Annotated in this window: 17 protein-coding genes and 1 pseudogene; 11 read left to right on the forward strand and 7 right to left on the reverse strand. The window is 66.9% G+C overall.

Annotated elements, in window-relative coordinates:
- Positions 1-215: 215 nt before the first annotated feature.
- Together AC6HZP_RS04040 and AC6HZP_RS04045 are read left to right on the forward strand one after the other, a co-directional pair.
- Entirely contained in the window at positions 216-1,328 is a 1,113-nt protein-coding gene (locus AC6HZP_RS04040; protein ID WP_201402354.1) for an efflux RND transporter periplasmic adaptor subunit, read from the forward strand.
- Positions 1,325-4,414 carry an efflux RND transporter permease subunit gene (locus AC6HZP_RS04045; RefSeq protein WP_497525497.1) on the forward strand — a complete coding sequence of 1,030 codons (3,090 nt, stop codon included), beginning with the start codon at positions 1,325-1,327 and terminating at the stop codon, positions 4,412-4,414. The genes AC6HZP_RS04040 and AC6HZP_RS04045 overlap by 4 nt, the downstream gene beginning before the upstream one ends.
- A 338-nt stretch (positions 4,415-4,752) precedes the next feature.
- On the opposite strand, the gene AC6HZP_RS04050 is transcribed toward AC6HZP_RS04045, so the two are convergent.
- The 3 genes from AC6HZP_RS04050 to AC6HZP_RS04060 all read right to left on the reverse strand — a co-directional run bounded on the left by AC6HZP_RS04050 (position 4,753) and on the right by AC6HZP_RS04060 (position 7,528).
- Positions 4,753-5,892: an alpha/beta hydrolase gene (locus AC6HZP_RS04050; protein ID WP_244669773.1), complete on the reverse strand. Its 1,140-nt coding sequence runs from the start codon at positions 5,890-5,892 to the stop codon at positions 4,753-4,755.
- A gap of 232 nt (positions 5,893-6,124) precedes the next feature.
- Positions 6,125-6,643, reverse strand: coding sequence for a DUF992 domain-containing protein (locus AC6HZP_RS04055; RefSeq protein ID WP_497525498.1), 519 nt, complete (start codon positions 6,641-6,643; stop codon positions 6,125-6,127).
- Positions 6,644-6,745: 102 nt separating this feature from the next.
- Positions 6,746-7,528, reverse strand: coding sequence for a hypothetical protein (locus AC6HZP_RS04060; RefSeq protein ID WP_244669775.1), 783 nt, complete (start codon positions 7,526-7,528; stop codon positions 6,746-6,748).
- Between the two features lie 243 nt (positions 7,529-7,771).
- Between AC6HZP_RS04060 and AC6HZP_RS04065 the strand changes: the two genes are divergently transcribed.
- The 8 genes from AC6HZP_RS04065 to AC6HZP_RS04100 all read left to right on the forward strand — a co-directional run bounded on the left by AC6HZP_RS04065 (position 7,772) and on the right by AC6HZP_RS04100 (position 16,854).
- On the forward strand, positions 7,772-8,887 hold the full coding sequence (locus AC6HZP_RS04065; protein WP_497525499.1) for an AraC family transcriptional regulator: 1,116 nt from the start codon (positions 7,772-7,774) through the stop codon (positions 8,885-8,887).
- Positions 8,888-8,915: 28 nt separating this feature from the next.
- Positions 8,916-9,686, forward strand: a complete 771-nt coding sequence (locus AC6HZP_RS04070) for a bestrophin-like domain (RefSeq protein WP_497525500.1) — start codon at positions 8,916-8,918, stop codon at positions 9,684-9,686.
- A gap of 416 nt (positions 9,687-10,102) precedes the next feature.
- Positions 10,103-11,116, forward strand: a complete 1,014-nt coding sequence (locus AC6HZP_RS04075) for a BMP family lipoprotein (protein ID WP_201402359.1) — start codon at positions 10,103-10,105, stop codon at positions 11,114-11,116.
- Positions 11,117-11,299: 183 nt separating this feature from the next.
- Positions 11,300-12,838, forward strand: a complete 1,539-nt coding sequence (locus tag AC6HZP_RS04080) for an ABC transporter ATP-binding protein (RefSeq protein ID WP_201402360.1) — start codon at positions 11,300-11,302, stop codon at positions 12,836-12,838.
- The gene (locus AC6HZP_RS04085; protein WP_201402361.1) at positions 12,838-13,881 is read left to right on the forward strand and encodes an ABC transporter permease; all 1,044 of its coding nucleotides are present in this window, start codon (positions 12,838-12,840) and stop codon (positions 13,879-13,881) included. Before AC6HZP_RS04080 ends, AC6HZP_RS04085 begins: the two co-directional genes overlap by 1 nt.
- A complete protein-coding gene (locus tag AC6HZP_RS04090) occupies positions 13,869-14,864 on the forward strand; it encodes an ABC transporter permease (RefSeq protein ID WP_201402362.1) in 996 nt (331 codons plus the stop codon). The genes AC6HZP_RS04085 and AC6HZP_RS04090 overlap by 13 nt, the downstream gene beginning before the upstream one ends.
- A 12-nt stretch (positions 14,865-14,876) precedes the next feature.
- Positions 14,877-15,890 carry a nucleoside hydrolase gene (locus AC6HZP_RS04095; protein ID WP_497525501.1) on the forward strand — a complete coding sequence of 338 codons (1,014 nt, stop codon included), beginning with the start codon at positions 14,877-14,879 and terminating at the stop codon, positions 15,888-15,890.
- A 10-nt stretch (positions 15,891-15,900) separates the two neighbouring features.
- Positions 15,901-16,854, forward strand: coding sequence for a nucleoside hydrolase (locus AC6HZP_RS04100; RefSeq protein WP_497525502.1), 954 nt, complete (start codon positions 15,901-15,903; stop codon positions 16,852-16,854).
- A 142-nt stretch (positions 16,855-16,996) separates the two neighbouring features.
- Here AC6HZP_RS04100 and AC6HZP_RS04105 read toward each other — a convergent pair whose 3' ends face one another.
- The 3 genes and pseudogenes from AC6HZP_RS04105 to AC6HZP_RS04115 form a co-directional block, all read right to left on the reverse strand.
- Positions 16,997-18,541 (reverse strand): TerC family protein, encoded by a 1,545-nt coding sequence (locus AC6HZP_RS04105; RefSeq protein WP_497525503.1) that lies wholly within the window; start codon positions 18,539-18,541, stop codon positions 16,997-16,999.
- A gap of 569 nt (positions 18,542-19,110) precedes the next feature.
- Positions 19,111-21,831, reverse strand: coding sequence for a TonB-dependent receptor (locus AC6HZP_RS04110; protein ID WP_497525504.1), 2,721 nt, complete (start codon positions 21,829-21,831; stop codon positions 19,111-19,113).
- A gap of 102 nt (positions 21,832-21,933) precedes the next feature.
- Positions 21,934-23,373: pseudogene (locus AC6HZP_RS04115) on the reverse strand (MFS transporter); the annotation flags it as partial.
- A gap of 56 nt (positions 23,374-23,429) precedes the next feature.
- On the opposite strand from AC6HZP_RS04115, the gene AC6HZP_RS04120 reads away from it, so the two are divergent.
- Positions 23,430-23,855: a helix-turn-helix domain-containing protein gene (locus tag AC6HZP_RS04120; protein WP_497525505.1), complete on the forward strand. Its 426-nt coding sequence runs from the start codon at positions 23,430-23,432 to the stop codon at positions 23,853-23,855.
- 31 nt (positions 23,856-23,886) lie between these two features.
- On the opposite strand, the gene AC6HZP_RS04125 is transcribed toward AC6HZP_RS04120, so the two are convergent.
- Entirely contained in the window at positions 23,887-24,246 is a 360-nt protein-coding gene (locus tag AC6HZP_RS04125; RefSeq protein WP_497525506.1) for a hypothetical protein, read from the reverse strand.
- Between the last annotated feature and the right edge of the window lie 7 nt (positions 24,247-24,253).

Consider the following 24,253-nt stretch of genomic DNA (forward strand, 5'->3'; position numbering starts at 1 on the left):
GCAAATCGCTAAGGTCCGCCGCGCCGGGACACGGTTGTTCCGTTGCGACGGCAGGTTGGATGGATGTCGGGTTGCAATCTTGACTGTGTCAGGCGCTGTCGTCACACAGGGTTGGGCTGCGCGGCGTCGCGCAAGGGTTCCGGAATAAGCAGGACGCTCGGGAACGGTCCCGTATCGTCCAGCGACTTCCGGGCATTTTAGGTTTGGGGGTTTTCGTGACGAAACGGGCTGATCATCGGAAGAGCACGGGCAGTCTTTGGCGTTCCGTCGCGTTCATCCTCGCTGTTGCACCCGTTCTGGCGGCCTGCCAGCGGGAAACCAAGGAGGCCGCTCCCGAAGTGCGCCCCGTCCGCACGGTGACCGCCGTGCGCGAAGCCGCCGGCGAGACGGTCGTCCTGACCGGCCAGGTGCAGTCCCGCAACGAGGCGGGCATGGCGTTCCGGATCGGCGGCCGCATGATCGAGCGTCCCGTCAATGTCGGCGACCGGGTCGAGGCCGGCCAGGTGCTCGCCCGTCTCGATCCCGTCAACGAGCTGAATGCGCTCCGTTCCGCCCAGGCGGCGCTCGCCGCCGCGCAGGGCCTGGTGACCCAGACCCGCAACGCCTATGACCGGCAGGAGCACCTGCTGCGCAACGGCTTCACCACGCGCGCCAATTACGACCAGGCGCAGCAGGCACGGAACACCGCGCAGGCGCAGCTCGACGATGCCGAGGCGCAGCTCGAGATCGCGCATGACCGTGTCGCCTTCACGGAACTGAAGGCCGATGTCTCCGGCACGATCACCGCGCGCGGCGCCGAGCCGGGCGAAGTGGTGCAGGCCGGCCAGATGATCGTCCAGCTCGCCCATGAGGGCGGCCGCGACGCCGTCTTCGACGTGCCGGCGCAGGTGCTGCGCACGGCGCCGACCGATCCGCTGATCACCGTCCGCCTGACCGACGATCCGTCCGTGAACGCGGTCGGCCGCGTCCGCGAGGTCGCGCCGCAGGCCGATGCCCAGACGCGCAACTTCCCCGTCCGCGTCGGTCTCGACAATCCGCCGGAGGCGCTCCGCCTGGGTTCGACGGTGACCGGCACGATGGTGACGGACACGGTGCCGGTGATCGCCATTCCGGCATCCGCGCTGACCACCGCCGAGCAGAACCCGGCCGTCTGGATCGTCGATCCCGCCGCCTCGACCGTCTCGCTCCGCAATGTCGAGATCGTCCGGCACGATCCGGCGACGGTGGTCGTGTCGCAGGGGCTCGACACGGGTGAGATCGTCGTCACCGCCGGTGTCCAGGCGCTTCATCCGGGCCAGAAGGTCCGTCTGCTCGGTGCCACGCAATGAGCGGCTTCAACCTCTCTGCCTGGTCGCTCAACCATCGCTCCTTCGTCGTCTACTGGATGATCGCGGTGATGGTGGCGGGCATCGCCTCCTTCATCAACCTCGGCCGGAACGAAGATCCGCCGATCACCATCAAGACGATGGTCGTGCACGCCGTCTGGCCGGGCGCGACGATCGAGGACACGCTCAACCAGCTCACCGAGCGGCTCGAGCGCAAGATCCAGGAGATCCCGGAGGTCGACGACGTCCGATCCTCGACCAGCGCCGGCAGCACGACGCTGTTCGTCAATTTGCGCCAGGAAGTGACCTCGGCCGAGGTGCCGGATGTCTGGTACGAGGTCCGCAAGGGCATCGGCGATATCCGCCAGACGCTGCCGAGCGGGGTCCTTGGGCCCTTCTTCAACGATAGCTTCGGCGACACCTTCGGCATCATCTACGGCTTCACCGCCGACGGCTTCACCCATCGCGACCTGCGCGACTATGTCGAGGCGGCGCGCTCGCGCCTGCTGCAGGTGCCGGATGTCTCGCAGATCGAGATCATCGGCGCGCAGGACGAGAAGATCTATGTCGAGTTCTCGACCAAGCAGCTCGCCGGCATGGGGATCGACCGCTCGGCGCTCTTGAACGCGCTGCGCGCGCAGAACATCGTCAGCCCGGCCGGCGTGCTCGAGACGGGCGAGGAGCGCATTTCGCTGCGCGTTTCCGGCGCCTTCGCCAGCGAGCAGGACCTGCTCGATCTCAATGTCGTCACCAATGGCCGGCTGGTCCGCCTGCGCGACATCGCCGAGATCCATCGCGGCTATGCCAGCCCGCCGCAGCCGCAGTTCCGCGTCGACGGCAAGCCGGCGATCGGCCTCGGCATCGCCATGCGCGAGGGCGGCGACATCCTCGCGCTCGGCGAGAACGTCCGCAAAGCCATGGCGGAGATCACCGCCGACCTGCCGCTCGGCATCGAGCCGACGCTGGTGGCCGACCAGGCCGTCGTCGTCGACGAGGCGATCGGCGATTTCACCACCTCGCTCTGGCAGGCGATCGCCATCATCGCGGTGGTGAGCTTCGTCAGCCTCGGCATCCGCGCCGGCACCGTGGTGGCGCTCGCCATCCCGATCTCGCTCGCCATGGTCTTCGCCGTGATGAACGTCGTCGGCATCGATTTGCAGCGCATCTCGCTCGGCGCGCTGATCATCGCGCTCAGCCTGCTGGTCGACGATGCGATGACGACGGTCGATTCGATGACATCGAGGTTGGCCGCGGGAGAAACCAAGGAAGACGCGGCGGCGAACACGTTCAAGACGCTGGCGCTCGCCATGCTGACGGGAACGCTGGTCACGGCCGCCGGCTTCGTGCCGATCGGCTTCGCCCGCTCGTCGGCCGGCGAATACACCTTCTCGATCTTCGCCGTCGTCAGCATCGCGCTGGTGGTGTCGTGGCTCGGCGCGGTGATCTTCTCGCCGCTGATCGGTGCGGTGCTCCTGAAGGCGCCGAAGCAGAAACCGGATCCGAACAAGGTCAGCGTCATCGTGCGGGTGTTCCGGACGATCCTGCTGACCGCGATGCGGATGCGCTGGGTCACCATCGGCCTGACGGTCGCCGCCTTCATCGGCGCGCTGCTGCTCTTGCCGCATGTTCCGCAACAGTTCTTCCCGGCCTCGGACCGGACGGAGCTGATGGTCGACCTGCGCCTGCCGCAGAACGCGTCGATCTACCAGAGCGGCGACGTCTCCGCCCGCTTCGACGCCATCATGCGGGACGATCCCGACGTCGAGCGCTGGAGCACCTATATCGGTCGCGGCGCGATCCGCTTCTACCTGCCGCTCAACGTCGAGCTGCCGAACGAGTTCTTCGCCCAGGCGGTGGTGATCGCCAAGGACGTCAATGCGCGATTGCGGCTCGAGGAACGGCTCGAAACCAAGCTGGCGGAGCAGTTCCCGGATTCCGTCTCGCGCGTCGCGCCGCTCGAGCTCGGCCCGCCTGTCGGCTGGCCGGTCCAGTATCGCGTCAGCGGACCGAACGTCGACCAGGTGCGCGACATCGCGATGCGTCTCGCCCAGGTCGTCTCGGCGAACCCGGATACCAAGCGCGTCAATTTCGACTGGATGGAGCCGGCGCGCATGGTGCGCGTCAAGATTGACCAGGACCAGGCGCGGCTTCTCGGCCTGAGCTCGCAGGCGCTCGCCTCCGCGCTGAATGCCGTGGTGACGGGAACGACCGTCACCCAGGTGCGCGACGACATCTATCTGGTGGATGTCATCGCCAGGGCGACCGACGAGCAGCGTGTTTCGCTCGCCAATCTGCAGACGTTGCAGGTGCCGCTGCCGAACGGACGGACCGTGCCGCTCAGCCAGTTCGCCACCTTCGACTTCGGCCAGGAATACCCGCTGATCTGGCGTCGCGACCGCGTGCCGACGCTGACGGTGCAGTCCGACGTTCGCGCCGGCGGTTCGCCGGAGGCGGTGGTGGACGAACTGACGGAGCAGGTAGCCGCGCTGCAGGCGACCTTGCCCTCCGGCTACAGCATCGCCGTCGGCGGCGTCGTCGAGGAGAGCGCCCAGTCGCTCCAGTCGGTCATGGCCGTCGTGCCGATCATGCTGTTCCTGATGGTGTCGTTCCTGATGGCGCAGCTGCAGAGCTTCGGCAGGCTGTTCCTCGTCCTCTGCGTCGTGCCGATGGGCTTGATCGGCGTCGTCGGCGCGCTGTTCCTGTTCAACCGGCCGCTCGGCTTCGTCGCCATTCTCGGCATCCTCTCGCTGCTCGGCCTGATCGCGAAGAACGCCGTGATCCTGATCGAGCAGATCGAGGCGGAGCGCAGACGCGGCCTGCCGACCTGGGACGCCGTCGTCGAGGCGACGGTGTCGCGCTTCCGGCCGATCATGCTGACGGCGATCTCGACCGTGCTCGGCATGATCCCGATCGCCGCGACGATCTTCTGGGGCCCGATGGCTTTCGCCATCATGGGCGGCCTGCTGGTCGCGACGCTCCTGACGCTGGTGTTCCTGCCCACCCTCTACGTCACCTTCTACCGGGGCAGGGAAGGCGAGGCGGCACCCGTTGCAGCAACTCCGGCGCCTCCGGCCCCCGCGACGACCTGATCCGGCATCGGTATTGCCGATCAAAGAAAAGGGCCGCGGTCTTCCGCGGCCCTTTTTCTTTGGCTCGGTGGTCAGGCCTGTCTTTTCACCGCTGAGGGAACCTTTGTAAGGGCAGCGCGCCGTCGCCCCGGCGGAGGCCGGGGCCCATGAACACCGACCAAGAAAGCTTGGTCCAGCAAGCTGGCTCAGCCTATCGGCCACAGGCCGGTGTGTCTGGATCCCGGCCTTCGCCGGGATGACGGCGGAGAGTGGCAAGATCCGATCCGCGCGAGGAAGGGGTGTTGCGCGAAGGTCCCCTCAGGGAGAGGTGAAGGGCCTGCCGGCAAGCCACCAGCCGCTTACTTCCGGGCGGCGCTTTCGAAGATCAGGATCGGGGCGGTCAGCACGGCGCCGGCGGCGGAGCCGATCACCTGTCCGGCGCCGAGCGTCGTCGAGCCGAGCGAATTGGTGCCGGCGAGGCTCGAATCGGTCACCGATTGCCCCTGGATCAGCCGGTCGCCCATCAGCTGCACCACCTCCGGGCTGGTGGCGAACTTGCTGTGGTTGAGGCGATCGCCGTTCTGCAGCGCGGTCAGGTCGAGGATGGTGATGCCGGTGGCCGTTTCCATCTGCGAGAGATACGGCTCGCGGGTGATGTCGACGGCGCCGAGCCGGGTCATGCGGCCCGAAAGCAGCCGGGACAGCCGCAGCGCCCGGTCGCTGGTGGAGACGAACAGCGTGATATGCGGCCGCTTCGGCCCCATCTCGAGGACCTGCTTGCGGAACACGTCGATGTCGAGGTCGGGCGAGGCGAGGATCAGGTTCGACACCTTGGCCGGGACGCGGCCGTCCTGCAGCGCGATCTGCCGGAGCGCCTCGACGGCGAGCCAGCCGCCCATCGAATGCGCCATGATGGTGACGTCCGAGACGGCCGGGCTGGTGGCGGCGGCGCGGATCACGGTGGCGAGCTCGCTGCGCGAATAATTGGCGCTCTCGCGGTCGTAATTGTAGTCGAAGATGTTGCCGCGCGACGGCCACGAGAACAGGATCGGCGCCACATTGGCGTCGGTGTCGTGGACGATCTGGGCGAAGCGGAAGATGCTGTCGGCATATTGGGTGTTGAAGCCGTGCACGAAGATCAGCACGCGGCGCTTCTTGCCCGAGGTGCGCTTGAACCAGTCCTTGGCCTCGCTCGGCTGCATCGTCGTCACCTTGGTGGTGACGAAATCGCGCGCGGGGTCGCCGGGCACGCGGCTCGGCCACTGGATCGAGCCGACCTGGCGCTGTTCCGGGATCGAGACGACGATGTTGTTGAGCGAAAGATCGGAGCCGCGCTCGCCGTTGAAATAGACGCCGGGCGCATCCGACCTGGCGCGGGTGGTGGCGACGAGCAGATCGACCTTGTCCGCCGCGGCGGCATCGGCCTTGACCGGCGTCAGCACGCCTTGCGGCCGCGAGGCGCAGGCCGCCAGCACGATCGCCAATCCAAGGATGAGCATCGTCCGTGAAAGGACAGAGACCACTGACGACACACGCCCCCCGCACACAATTCCGACCAGCACGACGCCCCAAGCTAGCCGGCGCTTCTGACGACAGTGTTACACGGTGCGGAAGACGTGGTGAAGCGCGGCCGGCGTCGACGTCCCCATCGACGCGTCGAACGTTGTGTCGCGCCCGATATTTCGGCCGGACGTTGCAGTTTCGCCGCTGTGGCGGAGCGGTCGTGCCGGATCAGGGGCCCGCGGTCAGGGTCAGTTCGGTGACGCCGGCCGCGATGTTGACGCCGATCTCGCCCTCGACGGAGATCGGCTGGAGCGCGAAGGCCTGGTTCGACCCGCCGACCAGCACGTTGGCGCCGAGCCCGGGACCGAAGGCGGCGTCGGCGCTGGCGCCGACATATTTCCCGGCCAGCGCACCGACCACCGGCGCATCATTGATCTTCGCGACGACGCCCCAGACGAGATGGCCCTTCTCGACCGCGCCGAGCGTGACGCCGAAGGTCTCGATCTTGCCGGTGTAGGCGCCGGTGATATCGCTCTTCAGGGGTTTGAACGAACACGTCATCGTCTGCTTCTCGACCACGAACATCCCGATCCCCGACGAGACGTCGCAGGACAGCGTGCCGATCTTGGTGGCGGACTGCGCCATGGCGGCGGGGGCCATCGCGAGCAGGCCGGCCATCGCCAGGCCGGCGGCGAGCCCCGGCGAGCGGAGGGCGATCCGGGTCTTCCGGGTGGTTGCGAACGACATGAGCATCCCCTTTCCTGATGAACGAAAGTTCATTCCGCTAGAGCGATTTCAAGCGAAGTGGATACCGGTTCGCGTCAAGGAAACGCGACCAAACAAAATAGTCTAGAAATGGAAGCCGACGCTGGTGAAGACGCCCTGTTCGGTCGTGTCGAAGACGAAGCCGTCCTTCTCATAGTCCGTGTAGATGACGCGATAGCCGATCGCGGTCGAAATCGTCTTGGTCCAGTTGTAGCCGATCGTGGCGAAGCCCTGCGACGTGAAGTTGGAGCCGACGCTGAAGCCGCCGACGTCGGCGAGCGCGTTGATGAACCAGCGTTCGTTGATGTCGTAATGCAGGCTGAGGCCGATCGTCGGGTCGATCCACTGCTTGGTTCCCTCGACGTCGAAGGAAAACCGGGGATCGGCCGCGTCGAGATCGAGCGACACGTTCAGGCGCTGGTATCGAAAGCCGGCCGTCGCGCTCAGATCGAGGTTCTGGATGTCGAGCGGCAGCCGGTAGCCCACCAGGGCCGAGGCGGTCAGCTGCTTCTGGACGAAGTCGAGCGAGCCGCCATTGCGGCCGACCTGCGCGTCGTCGCCGATCTTGACCCACATCAGGTCGGTCAGGAACAGCCAGTCGCCATATTCCGCCCCGAAGGATCCCATCACCGCGCCCTTGAGATGCTGGAGCGCGTCCCAGGCGGTGACGTCGATGTCCTGGGGCGGCAGTCCGCGCACGCCGACATCGCCGGAGACACCCGCGGCCCAGCCATAGAGGGTGGCCTGGAAGCGCCAGTCCTGTACGGGCGCCACGGGCTCGACGGGCGTCGGCGTGATGTCCGCGGCGAGGGCAGGCGACATCGTCGCCGCCAGCAGGAGCGGGGCAGAAAGGCGGAGCAGGTTCATGGTCCCCTCGTCCAGGATGCTGTCCGGTTGATGCTCCTGCCTGCGATCCGCCGCGGCGGCCCGGACGGGCGAAGCAGATCGCGGGCTGGAAGGGAATTGATTCACGAAACCGCGATGGCTGCTTGTTCGCGGGGGACATGATCTTGTCTTTCGAGGACAAAAGATGTGCCGCAGCGGAAAGTCAGATGAAGGCGCGCCGGATTTCATGCTAGCGTTGCATGGAAGCCCATATTTCGGTGCGCCATGGCGAATTCTGAGCCAAACGGGGAATGCGCCTGGACGACCGCGTCCGACGACGTCGGCGCTCGTTCCGGCGCGGCGCGACGTCGGAGCGAGGGAGAGGCCGCCGGTCCGCAGATCCTGGTCCGGCTCGGCATGGCGACGGCGATCCCCCGCCTGCTGCGCGAATACGGGCTCGATCCGGCGGCCGTTCTCGCAGGCGCCGGGCTGGACTTGCTCCTGTTCGACGATCCCGACGCGCTGGTTCCGCTCAGGGCGCTCGACGCCCTGCTGGGGCTGTGCCTCGAAGCGACGCAATGCGAGCATTTCGGCCTGCTGATGGGGCGCGCCTGCGGACCGTCCGCGCTCGGCGCCGTCGGCTGCCTCACCCTGCATTCGCCGACGGTCGGCGCGGCGCTCGACAGTCTCGTCCGTCATTTCCGCCACCATGGCCAGGGCGCGGAGCTCCATCTCGGCCTCCGCAGCGATGTCGCCATGCTCGGCTTCCAGCTGCCGCTCGCGGCGCATGCCGACCAGATCGCCGACGGCGCGGTGGCTGTCGCCTGCAATCTCCTGCGCGCGCTTTGCGGCCCCGGCTGGCAGCCGGTGGAGGTGCTGCTGCAGCGCCGCGTTCCCAGCGAGCTCGGGCCCTTCCGCCAGCACCTCGGGCCGAACCTCCGCTTCAATCAGGAGGCGCCGACGATCGTCTTCTCCGCGCACTGGCTCCGCAGCCCGGTCGAGGGGGCGGACCCCGTGATGCGGCGGATCCTGGAGCACCGGATCGCCGAGATGGAGGCGGAAGCGCCGGTGAGCCTGAGCGACAGCCTCCGGGGTTATCTGCGCTCCATGCTGCTCAAGGAGAACTGCTCGATTGAGGCGGCCGCCCGCCGGCTGGAGCTGCACCCGCGCGCCCTGCGTCGCCGGCTCGCCGAGGAGCGCACGACCTACAGCGCCCTGGTCGACGAGGTGCGTTTCGAGATCGCGCGCCAGCTTCTCTCCCTGACGTCGCTGACGGCCGGGGAGATCTCGTCGGCGCTGGATTTCTGCGACGGCGCGGCCTTCACGCGGGCGTTCAAGCGCTGGTCGGGATGGACGCCCTCGGCCTGGCGAAACCATGCGGCCGCCGCGCCGGGGCGTTGAAGGCTGGTCCTCCTGCTAGGGGCTTCGGATGATATTCGGACCAAATTTCAATTCGGTGTGGATCGGCGTGCTCGCCTTCGTCGCCATCTTCGGCGGCGTGCTCCTCGGCGTGTTGATGTCCAAGCGGCTACCCGAGCAGCACCTCGGCAGCGATACCCGCACGGCCGTGTCCGTCTCGATGGCCGTCGTCGGCACGCTATCCGCCCTCGTCATCAGCCTGCTCATCTCCACGGCCAACAGCTCCTTCATGGCGCGGACCAATGCGATCGGCGATCTCGCGGTCGACATTCTCCGTCTCGATCGTTCCCTGGTGCGCTATGGCCCCGGCGCCGACGCGATCCGTTCGACGATCCACGAATATGCGACGGCGAAGGTCGGCGAGCTGTCGAGAGACCGGCGCGAGGCTCTCGGGCTCGAAACGATGAGAGTGCTGGAGACGGTCAGCGACCAGATCACCAACCTCAAGCCCGTCGATGATCGCGAGCGGATCATCCAGGCCCAGGCGCTGCGGTTCGTCGAGGCGATTTCGGATGCGCGCTGGGTCCTGCTGGAAAAGAACAGCAGCGCCGTGCCGGGGCCCTTCCTCATCTTGCTGATCTTCTGGCTCGCGATCCTGTTTGCGAGCTTCGGGCTGTTCGCGCCCCGCAACGCCACCGCGCTGGCGGCGCTGTTCCTCTGTTCCGTCGCCGTGGCGGGGGGGATCTTCATGATTCTGGAGCTGGCGTCGCCGAGCGAAGGGATCATCCAGCCGTCGCTGAAACCCCTGCAGACAGCGATCGCGCAGCTCCGCGCCGACTGAGTCCGCCGGGCCTGCGGGCGGGGCGCGGGCTTCCCCAGCGAAGCGGGTACTTCAATATTGTGGATAGTTGCGGTCCCATACGGCAAGCTTGGCGCGCATCGCGCCGGCGCGGGCGTCCCGCCTCGGAGAGGTTCGTCGCCCGTTGTTCTGTATGAGATTGTTGGTGGTCCTCCAAAATCGGGCGACCCTTTGCGATTCCAATCATTTGGCCGTCATGTCCAAAGCCCGCAAAGTTTTCTCCCGATTTTCCTGCGCTCTTGCGCATTGACAGCCGCCGAACTTTCCCTTCAATCTCATAGGGCCACCAATGATATTGGCGATCAGGTGCAGGGAACGCGATCTGGTCGGCTCGACAATGTCGGAGAGGGCAGCGATAGCGAAAGCTTCTCATCAAGCTCCAGAGGTTGGATTCAATCATGTCTCGTTGGTCTCGTCGTCTCGTCGCGCTGTGTGGCGCTTCCGTCATCGCGCTCGCCAGCCAGGCCGCGCTTGCTAAGGACGTCTCCGTCGCGGCGATCTCCGGCTACTTCTCCCAGGGCTTTGGCGTTGCCATCGTCGAGGGCCTGAAGAAGGCCGAGAAGGATCTCGGCGTGAAGGTCAAGCTGGTCGACACCGGCAACCGCGCCCTCGACTACGAGGAGCAGTTCAACAATCTCGCCAAGGGCGGCGAGTACGACATCGTCTTCGTCATGGGCTGGGAGCTGGTCGACGCGCTGCAGAAGACCGCCGCCGCCTATCCGAACACGAAGTTCGTCTTCATCGACGGCGTGCTCGATTCCAAGCACATCGTCTATGCCAACTTCGCCCAGAATGAGGGCTCGTTCCTGGCCGGCGCGCTGGCCTCGATGATGGCGGAGAAGGGCAGCGAGATCGACGGTCTCGGCGACGGCAAGGCTGTCGGCTTCGTCGGCGGCCGCGACATCCCGGTCATCCGCGACTTCCTCGTCGGCTACGAGCAGGGCGCCAAGACCGCCGCTCCCGACGTGCGCCTCGACGCCGTCTTCGCCGGCACCTTCGACGATCCGGCCAAGGGCAGCGAGCTGACCATGGCCCTCTACGGCCAGGGTTCTGACATCGTCTACAACGTCGCCGGCCCGACGGGCGAGGGCGTGCTGCAGGCGAGCGCCGCCGCCGGCAAGTACTCGATCGGCGTCGACGTCAACCAGTGCAACGTCGCGCCGGGCCACGTGATGGCCTCGATGCTGAAGAACGCCAACGTCGCCGTCTATGACCTGGTCAAGGACGTCGTCGACGGCAAGACGCTCGAGCCCGGCAGCGTTCACACGGCGAACGTGAAGTCCGGCGGCGTCGAACTGCTGCTCTGCCCTGACGTCGCGGACAAGATCCCGGCCGACGTCAAGGAGAAGCTCGAAGGCCTCAAGGCCGACATCGCTTCGGGCAAGATCAAGGTCGCCACGACCACCCAGTAGAGAGCTTCGGCTTGAACCGGCCGGCCACCCACCTCTGCCCCTAGGGCGGGCGCGGCGGGCTGGCCGGTCGTCTACACTCGTTCCGTGCCTGCGTGCAGACAGTAGGTCTGTGCGCAGGCGCGTATCCGGGATTGGGCGCGGCCGGCGCATCCTTGCGCGGGTCTCTCCCAGGGGACAAAACTGATGACACTTGCCATCGAACTGAAATCCATCACCAAGCGGTTCGGCGCCTTCGTCGCGAATGAAGACGTGAACCTCGCCGTCGAACGCGGCAAGATCCACGCGATCATCGGTGAGAACGGAGCCGGCAAGACCACCTTGATGAACGTCCTGTTCGGCCTGTTGCAGCCGGACGAGGGCGAAATCTGGATCGATGGCGAGAAGAAGTCGCTTCCCAACCCGGCCGCGGCGATCGCCGCCGGCATCGGCATGGTCCATCAGCACTTCAAGCTGGTGCCGTCGCTGACGGTGGCGGAGAACGTCTTCCTCGGCATGGAGATCCGCAAGGGTGGCCTGATCGACCACGCGGCCCAGATCAAGAAGACCGCCGAGCTTTCGAAGCAGTTCGGCCTGCAGGTCGATCCGAACGAGCGCGTCGGGCTGCTCTCGGTCGGCATCGAGCAGCGCATCGAGATCTTGAAGGTGCTGGTGCGCGGCGCGCGGACCATCATCCTCGACGAGCCGACCGCCGTGCTGACGCCGCAGGAAAGCCGCGAGCTGTTCCAGACGCTCCGCGGGTTCGTCGCCCAGGGCATGACCGTCATCTTCATCTCGCATCACCTGGAAGAGGTGATGGAGGTTTCCGATACCGTCTCGGTGCTGCGCCTCGGCAAGAACGTCGCCTCGAAGCCGACAGCCGAGCTGACCAAGTCCGATCTCGTCCAGCTGATGGTCGGGCGCCTGGTTTCCTTTGATCGCCTGCCGCGTTCGCCGAGCCTCGGCAAGACGGTGCTCGAGGTCGAGGACCTGTGGTGCCGCGACGAGCGCCAGCTGCAGGCCCTGCGCGGCGTTTCCTTCAACGTCCGCGCCGGCGAGATCGTCGGCATCGCCGGCGTCGCCGGCAACGGCCAGACCGAGCTCGCCGAGGTACTTTCCGGCCTTCGACCGTCGAGCCACGGCAAGTTCCGGCTTGCCGGGCGGGACATCACCGGCCGCTCGGCGCGCGACATCCGCGCCGCCGGCGTCGGCCATGTTCCGGGCGACCGGCTGGTGCGCGGCGTCGACCGCAATGCTTCGATCGCGCTCAACCTGTTGATGGGGCGGCAGGACCAGAGCCCCTGGTCGCGCCACGGCATCATCGATCAGAACTATCTGCAGCAGGAGACGAAGGCGCTGATCAAGCGCTTCGACATCCGCGCCCGCGGACCGGAATCGACGGCGAAGAGCCTGTCGGGCGGCAACATCCAGAAGATCGTGCTCGCCCGTGAATTCACCGGCAGCGCCGATTGCCTGCTGATCGACCAGCCGACGCGCGGCGTCGACATCGGCGCGCAGGAATCGATCCACAGCGAGATCATGCGCCAGCGCGAGGCGGGCAAGGCGATCCTGCTGATCTCCGTCCAGCTGGACGAACTGATCGCGCTCGCCGATCGCATCCTCGTCATGTTCGGCGGCACCATCATGGGCGAAATCCCCGGTGACCGCGTCGACGAGGAAGAGATCGGCATGCTGATGGCCGGCGTCGTTCCGGAGCCTCGTTCCAAAACCGTGGGGGCCGCTTGATGTCGGACCGCTTCGACAGTCTTTTCGGCCAGAGCCTGGCCATCCTCTTCGCGCTCGGACTGGGCGCCCTTGTCATCCTGACGGTCGATGAGAGCCCGGTCCGCGTCTTCGTCACCCTGCTGAACGGCGCCTTCGGCAGCCCCGAGCGGATCGCCGGCACGCTCTTGCAGACGACGCCGATCCTGATCTGCGGCATCGCCGCCTGCATCTCGTTCCGCGGCGGCCTGTTCAACATCGGCATCGAAGGCCAGCTCTTCATGGGCGGCTTCTGGGCGACCTGGGTCGGCTTCTCGTTCAACCTGCCGCCGGTGCTGCATCTGCTCTTCGCCATGGCCGTCGCCATCTTCGCCGGCATGGCCTGGATCGCGATCCCCGCCTTCTTCCGGGCGCGCTACAAGACCAACGAGGTGGTCTCGACCATTCTCGCCAACTATGTCGCGATCCTGTTCACCTCCTATCTGACGATCAACATCTTCAAGCGCCCCGGCGGCCAGTCCGAGACGCCGCCGATCCTGGAGAGCGCCTACCTGCCGGAGCTGTTCTCGTTCTCGCGGCTGAACTGGGGCTTGATCATCGGCCTCGTGCTCGCGATCGGCGTGTACCTCTTCTTCACCCGGACCGCGCGCGGCTATGCCGTCAGCGAGATGGGCGCCAACCCGAAATTCGCCGAATATGGCGGCATCGACATCAAGAAGCAGACCTTCCTGGTGCTGATCGCTTCCGGCGCGGTCGGCGGCCTGGCCGGCGGCGTCGAGGCGCTCGGCGTGCACCATCGCTTCATGGAAGGCTTCGCGCCCGGCTTCGGCTTTGACGGCGTCATCGCCGCGCTGCTCGCCAACGGCAACCCGATCGGCACCATCTTCACGGCGCTGTTCTTCGGCGCGCTCAGGAGCGGTTCGCTGCTTCTGGAAGTCGACACCTCCGCCTCGCGCGAAATCATCACCGTCATCCAGGCGCTGATCATTCTCGCCGTCTCGGCCCAGATCACCATTCGCCGCAAGGCATCGGATTCGACCGCGGGAGAGCGTCGATGGAAGTTCTAGAACGTCTCCTCAACGTTACGCTCGTCATCGCGACGATCCGCACGACCGCGCCGATCCTGCTCGTCGCGCTGGGCGGCTCCTTCACCACCAAGGCCGGCATCTTCAACATCGGCCTCGAAGGCCAGATGCTGGTCGGCGCGTTCTTCGCCGTGATCGGCACGATCGCCACCGGTTCGCCCTGGCTCGGCGTGCTCTGCGGCGTCGCCGCCGCGCTGACGCTGGCGCTGATCTTCGCGTTGCTCGTCGTCACCTTCAAGGCGAACGAGGTCGTCGTCGGCCTGGCGCTCAACATCCTAGCGGGTGGCATGACCATCTCGCTGATGAAGGCGATCTTCGGCACGCGCGGCTCGATCTTCGGCCACGGCCTCGTCGGCCTGCCGCCGTTGAAGCTGCCGAATGTCAAGGATCTCGGCTGGTTCGGCCAGATGATCTCCGGCTACACGCCGCTGGTCTATCTCGCCTTCATCCTCGTGCCCGTCCTGATCCTCTTCTACAACCGCTCGCGGCTCGGCCTCTATATCCGTGTCGTCGGCGAGAAGCCGGAAGCAGCCGAGGCGCTTGGTATCTCGATCGTCCGCATCCGCTACGTGTCGTCGCTCCTCTGCGGCCTGCTGGCGGGCCTCGCCGGCGCGCATCTGTCGCTCGGCTACACGACGATGTTCACCGAGAATATGTCGTCCGGCCGTGGCTTCATGGCCGTCGCGATCCTGATCTTCTCGAACGGCGATCCGCTCAAGATCCTGATCGGCTGCCTGCTGTTCGGCTTCTCGGACGCGCTGGCGCTGCGCCTGCAGACGCTCGGCATCTCGTCCTACCTCGTGCTCGCCGTGCCCTATCTGGTCGCGCTGATCGCACTGTTCGCACTCTCCTACCGGTCACGCCCGCGCGTGATCCAGGAGACGCTGGCCAGCATGGGCCGCGCCCTTTCCGTCAAGTCCAACACCATCAAACCAGCTGCCGCCACGGACGCTTCCAAGCCGTGACGAGGGGATAAAATGGAACGCATCATTCTCGACGTCGACTCCGCGGGCGACGACATTCTCGCGGTGCTCTTCGCGGCGATCTCGCCGTCGATCAAGCTCGAAGGTGTCACCACCTGCACCGGCGCCGCCGGTCCCATCGACCAGGTGACCAACGTCGTCCTCAACACGCTGGCGCTGGCCGGCAAGGGTGACGTCCCGGTCGCCAAGGGCGCCTGGCGCCCGATCGTCGGCAATTCCAAGGAAGACATGGAAGCGCCGGTGCATTTCGAGAAGCGCCTGGTCGCCCGCTTCGGCGACCGGCTGAAGAAGTTCAACCCGCCCGCGCCGACGCCGACGCTGAAGGTGATCGACAAGCACGCCGTCGACTTCATCATCGACACGGCGCTCGCCAACCCCGGCGAGATCACGCTGGTCGTCACCGGCCCGATGACCAATGCCGCCATGGCGTTCCTGCAGGAGCCGGCGCTCGCCAAGGCGCTGAAGCGTATGGTGCTGCTCGGCGGCAACTTCGTCACCCCAGGCAACATCACGCCGCTGTCGGAATACAACATCTGGGCGGACCCCGAAGCGGCCCGCGTGGTGCTCAACCAGGGCGTCGACACGATCCTGGTGCCGCTCGACGTCTGCGAGGACAACCGCGCCGCCGCCAGCATGCTGACGCGTGACGATCTCGCCGATCTCAAGGATCTGGGCGACCACCCGGTCCTCAAGATGATCCAGGAGACGTTCCCGATCTATATCGACATCTGGCGCGAGTTCTTCGATCTCGTCGGCTTCCCGATGGACGATATCATCACCGTCGCGCTCGCCTTCGATCACTCGCTCTGCACCATGACCGAGCCGCTGTTCTGCGACATCGTGCTCGACGGGCGCCTCGCCCGCGGCCAGACGGTCGCCTATCGCGGTCGCCAGCTGCTTCCCGGCGGCGGCCCGAAGACGACGCGGATTTGCACCGACATCGACGGCCGCCGCTTCATGAAGCTCTTCAAGGAAACGATCGTCCGCTACCAGAGCGAAGCGGCGTAAGGGCACGAGAATGACCACGACCGAAATGACCAGCACCCGCCCGACGCCGATCCTGCTCGATTGCGATCCCGGCCATGACGACGCCATCGCGCTCGTGATGGCGCATCGCTCGAAGGCGATCGACCTCCTTGGCGTCACCGTCACCTGCGGCAATGCCGAGCCGGAGAAGACCGTCTCCAACACGCTCCGCATCCTGGAGTTCATCGGCGCGCATGACGTGCCGGTCGCGGCCGGCTGCGTGCGCCCGCTCGCCCGTCCGCTGGTGCTCGGCACCGCCGACGGCCCGAGCGGCCTGGAGGGCTCGCCCTACCTGCCGCAGGCGACCAAGAAGGTCGAGCCGATGCATGCGGTCGACTTCATCGCCAAGACGCTCCGCGAGCAGGACGAGCCGCTGCGCATCGTCGCCACCGGCCCGCTCTGCAATCTCGGCCTGTTCGTCCTGAAGTATCCGGAGCTTCTTTCGAAGATCAAGGATATCACCTGGATGGGTGGCGTGTTCTGGCGCAAGAGCGAGTACATCACGCCGACCGAGTTCAACGCCTTCTGCGATCCGGAAGCGCTGAAGATCGTCCTCGACAGCGGCGTGCCGATCACCATGGTCGGCCTCGACGTCACCATGAAGGTGCTGGTCGAGGAGCCGCAGTACCGCGAGTTCGAGAAGATCGACACCGAGCTCGGCCGCGTCGTTCTCGACTGGCTGAAGTTCTACGAGAAGCTGCATCGCAACTCGATGGGCGTGGGCGGCGCGCTGCACGACCCGCTGGCGCTGGCGCTGATCATCGACCCGACGCTGGTCAAGACCCGTCCGGCCCATATCGGCGTCGACCTGACCGGCACCTACACCTTCGGTGCGACGGTCGCCGATTACTGGAACGAGCGCGGCCTGCCGCCGAACGCCCAGGTTTGCGAGGAGGTCGATTCCGACCGCTTCTTCGACCTGCTCTACAGCCTGCTTCGGGACTGATCCCCGGCTCCGGCCAGTCTGGCAAAGTCTGGCAACATCCGCGCCGGCATGACGCCCCTCGGGCCGCCATGCCGGCGTTTTTGTTTGTAGTATCCGAGCCTTTCGGCGTCGCTCTTTCGAGGGCGCCAGACCGGCAACCGCCCTACGCCGGCGTCGCCAGCAGGCGGTCGATGCGGCGGCCTTCGAGGCCGACGACTTCGAAGCGCCAGCCTTCCCAGGTGAACGCCTCGCCGACCGCCGGCAGGTGGCCGAGATGCTCCAGCGCGAAGCCGGCCAGCGTCGTGTAGTCGCCGTCGCCCTGCATGTCGCCGGTCGCAAGCGTGCGCTCGACCTCGTCGATCGGCATGCGCCCGTCGATCAGCCAGCTGCCGTCATCGCGGCGCGTGGCATAGGGCTCTTCCTCGCCGGCCCGCTCGGGCAGGTCGCCGGCGATCGAGATCAGGATGTCGGTCGGCGTCACTAGGCCCTCGAACGTGCCGTGCTCGTCGACGACGATCGCCATGTGCACGGGCGAGCTCTTGAACTGCTCGAGCAGCTTCAGCACCGGCATGGATTCGGTGACGTAGAGCGGCGGCCGCATCGCCGCCTCCAGCGCCAGGTCGTGCTCGTCCTGGCCGATCAGGTCCTTCGCGTGCACGATGCCGAGGATCTGGTCGACGTCGTGCCGGCACAGCGGAAAGCGCGACCGGCCGCTCTCGCGGATCTCGGCGAGGATCGTCTTCGGGTCGTCCTCGATGTCGAGCCAGATCGCGTCAACGCGCGGCACCATGATCGACCGCACCGGGCGTCCGGCCAGCGACAGCACCTGCTCGATCATCAGGCTTTCCTCGGCGCTGAAGGCGCTGGCGCCGCCGCTGTTCGCGACGATCGCCGCGACCTCCTCGGACGCCTGCGGCGCCGACTGGCCGCCGCGCAGCATGCGCAGCACCGCCATCGCCGTCCGGTCGCGCAGGTCGGCCGTCGTCACCCGCCGCACCACGTTGCGGCGGCCGAGCTGGTTGGCCGCCTCGATCAGGATCGAGAAGGCGATCGCGGCGTAGAGATAGCCCTTCGGAATGTGGAAGCCGAGACCCTCGACGATCAGGCTGAAGCCGATCATCAGCAGGAAGCCGAGGCAGAGGATCACGACGGTCGGATGCCGCGAGACGAAGGCCATCAGCGGCCGGCTCGCCAGCATCATGACGCCGATCGCCACGACGACGGCGATCATCATCACCGAGAGATGGCTCGCCATGCCGACGGCCGTGATGACGCTGTCGAGCGAGAACACGGCGTCGAGAACGACGATCTGCACCAGCACCTGCCAGAAGACGGCGTGGGCGCCGCCGCTCGACCTGGCGCCGTGGTCGCCCTCCAGCCGCTCATGCAGCTCCATCGTGCCCTTGAACAGCAGGAAGGCGCCGCCGACGATCAGGATGATGTCGCGCCAGGAGATGTCGGAGCCGAAGATAGAGAACAGCGGATAGGTGAGCTTGACGATCCAGGCAATCGAGGCGAGCAGCACCAGCCGCATGACGAGCGCCAGCGATAGGCCGACGATGCGGGCGCGATCGCGCTGATGCGGCGGCAGCTTGTCGGCGAGGATCGCGATGAAGACGAGATTGTCGATGCCGAGCACGATCTCGAGGATGATGAGGGTCGCAAGGCCAGCCCAGGCGGCCGGATCGGCCATCCATTCGAGGATCATCGGTTCTTTCCTGCGGCGGATCGGATCGATCGGCCAGATTGTCGGGATCGGTCGGCCATCGTCAGGCCGGCGCTTCGGTCAGCATGCGGCATTCGCGCGACGCCGAGGCGACGCCCGCGAGGCGACCGGAGAATGGGGTCAAGGGGACGAGCGGCGCGTGATCGGTCCCGCGGGCGCGTCAAGGCGCGCGTCGACGAACGCGCCATCGCGCCGGAAACCGGCGCATGGCGGCGCGCGGGGCGGAATTCGTCCCGGGATGGAGTTCGCTGATAGCGGGGCGATCGATCGCTCGATCCGCCTCCGTCGCGGCCTTCGTTTCGGTTTGCCCCCTGCGCGCGTTGGCGGGAAGGGGGCTCGGTACTATCGGGGTCGTCGGATGGCATCAGGCGACAGGGCCGGGCAACGGAAGGATCCTCGGGGCATGTTGGCGAAGCGGTCAGGCGACCGGTCGGCGCCAGATTAATACGGCTTGCGCGACAGGTCCATGGATTGTCTCGCGCGAAACGAGCACGGCCCTCCGCCCGCGGGCTGCGGGGGAGGGCCGTCTTCTCGGGCTTCGGGGATGCTCGTCAGAAGTTTGCGGTCAGGCCGGCCCAGATCGTGCGGCCGGGGCCGGGAACGTTCGAGAGGCCGAGCGGATCGACATAGTACTGGTCGGCGACGTTCTCGACGCGCAGTTCGGCGGTCAGGGTGTCGTTGACCTTGTACTCCGCGAACAGGTCGACCAGCGTGTAGGGATCCCAGTTGATCGGCAGGATGAACGGCGCGGCGCCCTGGACGGTCGGCTGATCGGAGCCGATCGCCTTCGGCCCGATATAGCTGACACGCCCGCCGATGGTCAGCGCGTCGTCGAAGAGCTTTTGCGAGACCGTGAGGCTGACGGAATATTCCGGCGGCACCTGATTGGTCGCATAGTCGCCATAGAGCGTGCTGTTGGAGCAGGTCGACGCGGTCGGGCAGAATTCGATGTCGGTGTAGTAGTTCGCCGCGAGATCCAGCGACAGGCCGGCCAGCGCGTAGTGGCCGGTGAACTCGATGCCGCGGAACCTGGCTTCGTCGATATTGCCGACGGCGAGACCCTTGGTGACGATACCTCCGGTGTAGTGGAGATCGACGACACGGCGGGCGATGTAGTCGGTGACCCGATTGTCGAACCAGCCGAGCTTCAACCAGACTTCATCCCCGGTCGCGACGACGTTGTCGCGCATCAGGTTCATGCCGAGCTCCCAATTGTGGGCGCGCTCCGGCACGATGTCCGGCGTCACATAGGTGAAGGCCATGCTGGCCGATTCCGAAAGGGCCGGGGAGCGCAACCCTTCCGAATAGCGGGCGAAGAGCTGCATGCCGTCCATCGGCGTCACCACGGCGCCGATCGCCGGCGCGATGCCCGAGCCGTCGCGATGGTCGGTCTGCCCGACGAACAGCTTGCCGTTGGTGTCGCGCGCCTCGGAGCGATCCAGGGTGTTGTAGCTCTGGTAGCGCAGGCCGGCATCGAAGGTGAGCCAGTCCAGTGCCTTCCATTCGGCGTTGGCATAGGCAGCCGTCTCCTCACGCGTGCCGTTGCGCGGGCCATAAGGGTATTCGAGGATGCGCGTCAGCTCCGTCGGCCTGGCGTCCTCGCTGAGATACGAGGCGCCGTAGTGCAGCGAGACATCGCCCAGGGGCGTCTGCCACAGCGAGGTATTGCCGATATCGCCGCCCCACATAAGCGTATCGGATCCGATCAGGATGCGTTCCAGCAGGGGATTGGGCAGGCCGAGCGGCGTCGTCTTGGACCGGCCGGCGGTGGTCGGATTGCGGGTCTCCAGGGCGCTGACCCAGAGACGGGCCTTGAGGTCGACGAGATCGTTGTCCTGCGGGTTCCAGGCGTAGGTGGACGTTCCGGTGTCGGTGCGGGCCCGGGCAAGCCAGTTCTGGACCGGCCGGGAGGACATGTCGGACATGATCGAGGCGCGGATGTCGCCCTGCTCGCTGCGGAACCCCGTATAGCCGAGTTCGAAGCTCTGGCCGTCGCCGAACAGGAGCTTGCCCTTGGCGAGCCAGGACTCGGTATCGAGCGAGGTGTTCAGTACTTCCTCGCCCCGACGATAATTGGTGAGGCCCAGATTCTCGTAGTAGTTCTGGTAGGTCGGGCAACCCGGCGCCGAACAGGGCGTGTGGGGGCCGAGATTGCCGCTTGGCTCGGCGACGGGGCCATGGGTTCCGGCGTGGTAGTTGCCGTTTTCGCGCCGGGCATAGGCGGCGACCACCTCGTAATTGTCGCCGCGCGCGGCGGCGGCCGCGCTGCCATAGCCGCGCGTCGCCTCGAGCAGACCGGGCCTGTCGAGGCCGGCCGTGTCGCCAGGCCGGGGCGGCAGGCCGATATTGGGCAGGAAGAAGATCATGCCGCCCAGCGTGCCGCGATCGGGCACCGATGACGTGTTGGTGCCGCCGCCGCCCTTGATCCGGAGGCCGATATTCTTGCCGTCCTTGATGATGTCGTTGGCGTCGATCGTGCGCATGGCGACGGATCCGCCGATGCCGCCAAAGGGTCCCGAGGCCGGGCCCTTGGAGATGTCGATGCCGCCGATCAGGTCCGGATCGACATAGGAGCGGTTGCTGACGCCCTGGTAGCCCTGATAGGCCGTGGTCGAGTTCATCGCGCCGTCGATCGTGACCGGGACGCGGCCCATGCCCTGCATGCCGCGAATGTTGACGTCGATGGCGGCGCCGTTGCGGCTTTCACCCGACATCACGCCCGGCGTTCCGCGAAAAATGTCGCCGGGCGAACTGCCGCGGAAACGCTCGATCGTCTGCTGCGAGATGTAGGAGACGGCGGCCGGCGTCTCGAAGACCTGCTCGGCCGAACGGATGCCGCCGCCTCCCGCCGTCACGTCGATCACGTCGAGAACGGTCGAGCCGTCGGTCGCGACGGGCACGGCCGGCGATCCGGCCGTGCCGATTGCCGCCGTCGTGGCGTTCGGGAAGGAGAAGGCGAGGCCGGAGCCGGCGAGGATGCGCGCCAGCGCGTCGTCGCGCGTGGCGCGGCCGGTGATCCCCGGCGAGGTCTTGCCGGTGGCGGAGGCGGCGAGATAGGTCACCTGCAGGCCGGACTGGCGGCCGAAGGCGGCCAGCGCCTGATTGAGCGGACCGGCCGGAACCTTGAAATCGACCGTCTCTACCGCCGCCGATTGCGCCTGCGCCGGGGTGCTCATGACCCAGCCCGCGCCGATCGCCGACGTCAGCATCAGCGCAGCCGCGAGCGTCTTGCGCGCCACTCGCCGGCGCGCCGCATTGTCCGAATTTCGCATTATGACCCGGCCGTTCCCGTTGTTTGCATGAGGGCGGGATGCCGTGCCTGGTTGCTGGGTAGTGCAGTCCCTGGGGCTGATACAAACGGGATCCGGCGTTTTTCACCCGCAAGGGGAAGATTCGGATCTCGGCTCCGGAACGCGGCTCGGCCGGCCCAGGCAGGCGAGAACGAGGGCGAGCATCGTCAGGCCGGCGGCGACCAGAAATGTCGTCGCGAAGGCGTCGCCGATGCGATGCGCCGGCGCGTCGGCGATCGACCCGTTCCCGGCCGTGACGGCGAACAAGGTCGCCATCGCGGAGGCGCCGGTCATGAAGCCGAGGTTTCGCGACAGGCCGAGCAATCCGGACAGTATCCCGCGCTGCTCTTCCCTGGCGGCCAGCATCACGACGGTGTTGTTCGCGGCGAGGAACAGTTGGAAGCCCGGCGTCAGGAGGATCAGCGCGGCGACATATCCGGCAGCGCCCAAAAACCTCGGCAGGAAGGCCAGACAGGCGAGGCCGACGCTCATCTGCAGCAATCCGGCCTGAAGGACGCGTGGCGCGCCGAACCGGTCGGCGAAGCGTCCCGCCGGAACGCCGGCCAGGGCGGCCGTGACCGGCCCCACCGCCATGACGAGGCCGACGAGCGCCTCATTCAGGCGCAGACCGAACGCCAGAAAGAACGGCCCGACGACCAGGGTCGCCATCATCGCGGTGGAAACGAGCAGGTTCATCGTCAGCGACACGCCGAATACCCGGTCGCGCAGGATCGAGACGGGCACCAGCGGCGATGCGGATCGCGCCTCGACCCGAATGAAGAGCGCGAGAGCCGCGATCGCGACGGGGAGATGCAGATCCGGGTTCCAGCCCAACGAGACCTTCCCGCCGGCAGTCGCGAGCGCATAGGCCGTCAGGGCCACGGCGAGCAGGGCGAGGCCGGTCCAGTCCGTCGTCCCGACCCTTCGATGGCGGCCGGGCGGCGCGGCCGGGATGGCCCTGAGGGCGAGGCCGAGCACGAGGACGGACAGGCCGGACAAGAGGACGAAGGCCGATCGCCAGCCGAAGCCGGCGAGCAGCAGGCCGCCGAGCGACGGGCCGAGCGCCGTTCCGATCGCCGACATCGTGCCGAGGAGCCCCATCGCCGACCCGACCCGTTCCTTGGCGACCGCTTCCCGCACGATCGATATCGGCAGCGCCATGAGGATCGCGCCGCCGATGCCCTGGACGGCGCGAGCCGCGATCAGGGTTCCGAGCGTCGGGGCGGCCGCGCAGAGGACGGAGGCTGCCGTGAACAGTGCCAGTCCGGCGATCATCACGCGACGATGACCCAGTCGATCGCCCAGCCGCCCCGCCGATACGATCACCACCGTTCCCGTGATCAGATAGGCGAGAACTACCCACTGGACGTTCGAGACCGGCGCCGAGAACGCCCGGCTCAGGGTTGGAAGCGCCACGGAGGCCATGCTGGTTCCGAGCGACGCGAGCAGCATCGCCCCGGCCAGCGCGGTTTGCGCGGCCGGCGCTCCGTCGCTCCGGATCATCCGTTTCATGGCAGTTTTCCTTGTCGCTGTCTCAGGTCGCGGCTAGGTTGCCACTTCAAGTCAACTTGAGGTCAAGCATGCTGTTTCTCGACATCGGCGTCCTGGCGGAGAGAAGCGGCGTGCCGGCCTCGACGCTGCGCTATTACGAGGAGATCGGGCTGATCCGGTCGGTGGCGCGGCACGGATTGCGACGCCAGTTCGACGCCGAGGCGCTGACCCAGCTTGCCTTGATTTCGCTTGGCAAGACGGCGGGTTTCTCGCTCGAGGAAATCCGGGGGATGTTCGGCAAGGACGGCTCGGCCGATCTGCCTCGCACAGTCCTGCACCAGCGGGCCGACCAGATCGAACGGCAGATCCGCGAACTCACGACGCTCCGGAACGCACTCCGGCACGTGGCCGAATGCCCGGCCGAGCAGCACATGGAGTGCCCGAAATTCCGGAGGCTGTTGCGGCTGGCGTCGCCACCTCCGAAGCCACGGCGGGCGCCGCGCCGCGAAGGCTAGGCCGGCCCCGAACCCAGGATGGAACGCGAGATCATTCGTCCTGGTACAGGTCGTGTCGCGTGAGCTCGACGGTCAGGAGCGCGGTCAGGACGGCGTGGAGCACGACCGCGGGCCAGAGCAGCACGCCGGCGAAACCTCCCGCGAGACCGAGATAGGCGAGATACAGCGTGGCCAGGGCACTGTAGGTCAGCATGCCGACCAAGGGCCAGCCGCAGGCGATCCCCAGCGCGACCAGGGCAATCCCGACCAGGCGGGCGGTCGGGATCGCCGCGCCGGTCAGCGGCGCGCCGAACAGCAGCCACGCGACAAGCGACGGCGCGACGAGCAGGGCCAGCCCCGTCGCGATTTCGGCCGCGGCGGCTACCGTCAGCGCCCATTTGCCCGCCCACATCGCTTTC

The sequence above is a fragment of the Kaistia sp. SLG-1 genome (genome assembly GCF_059699055.1).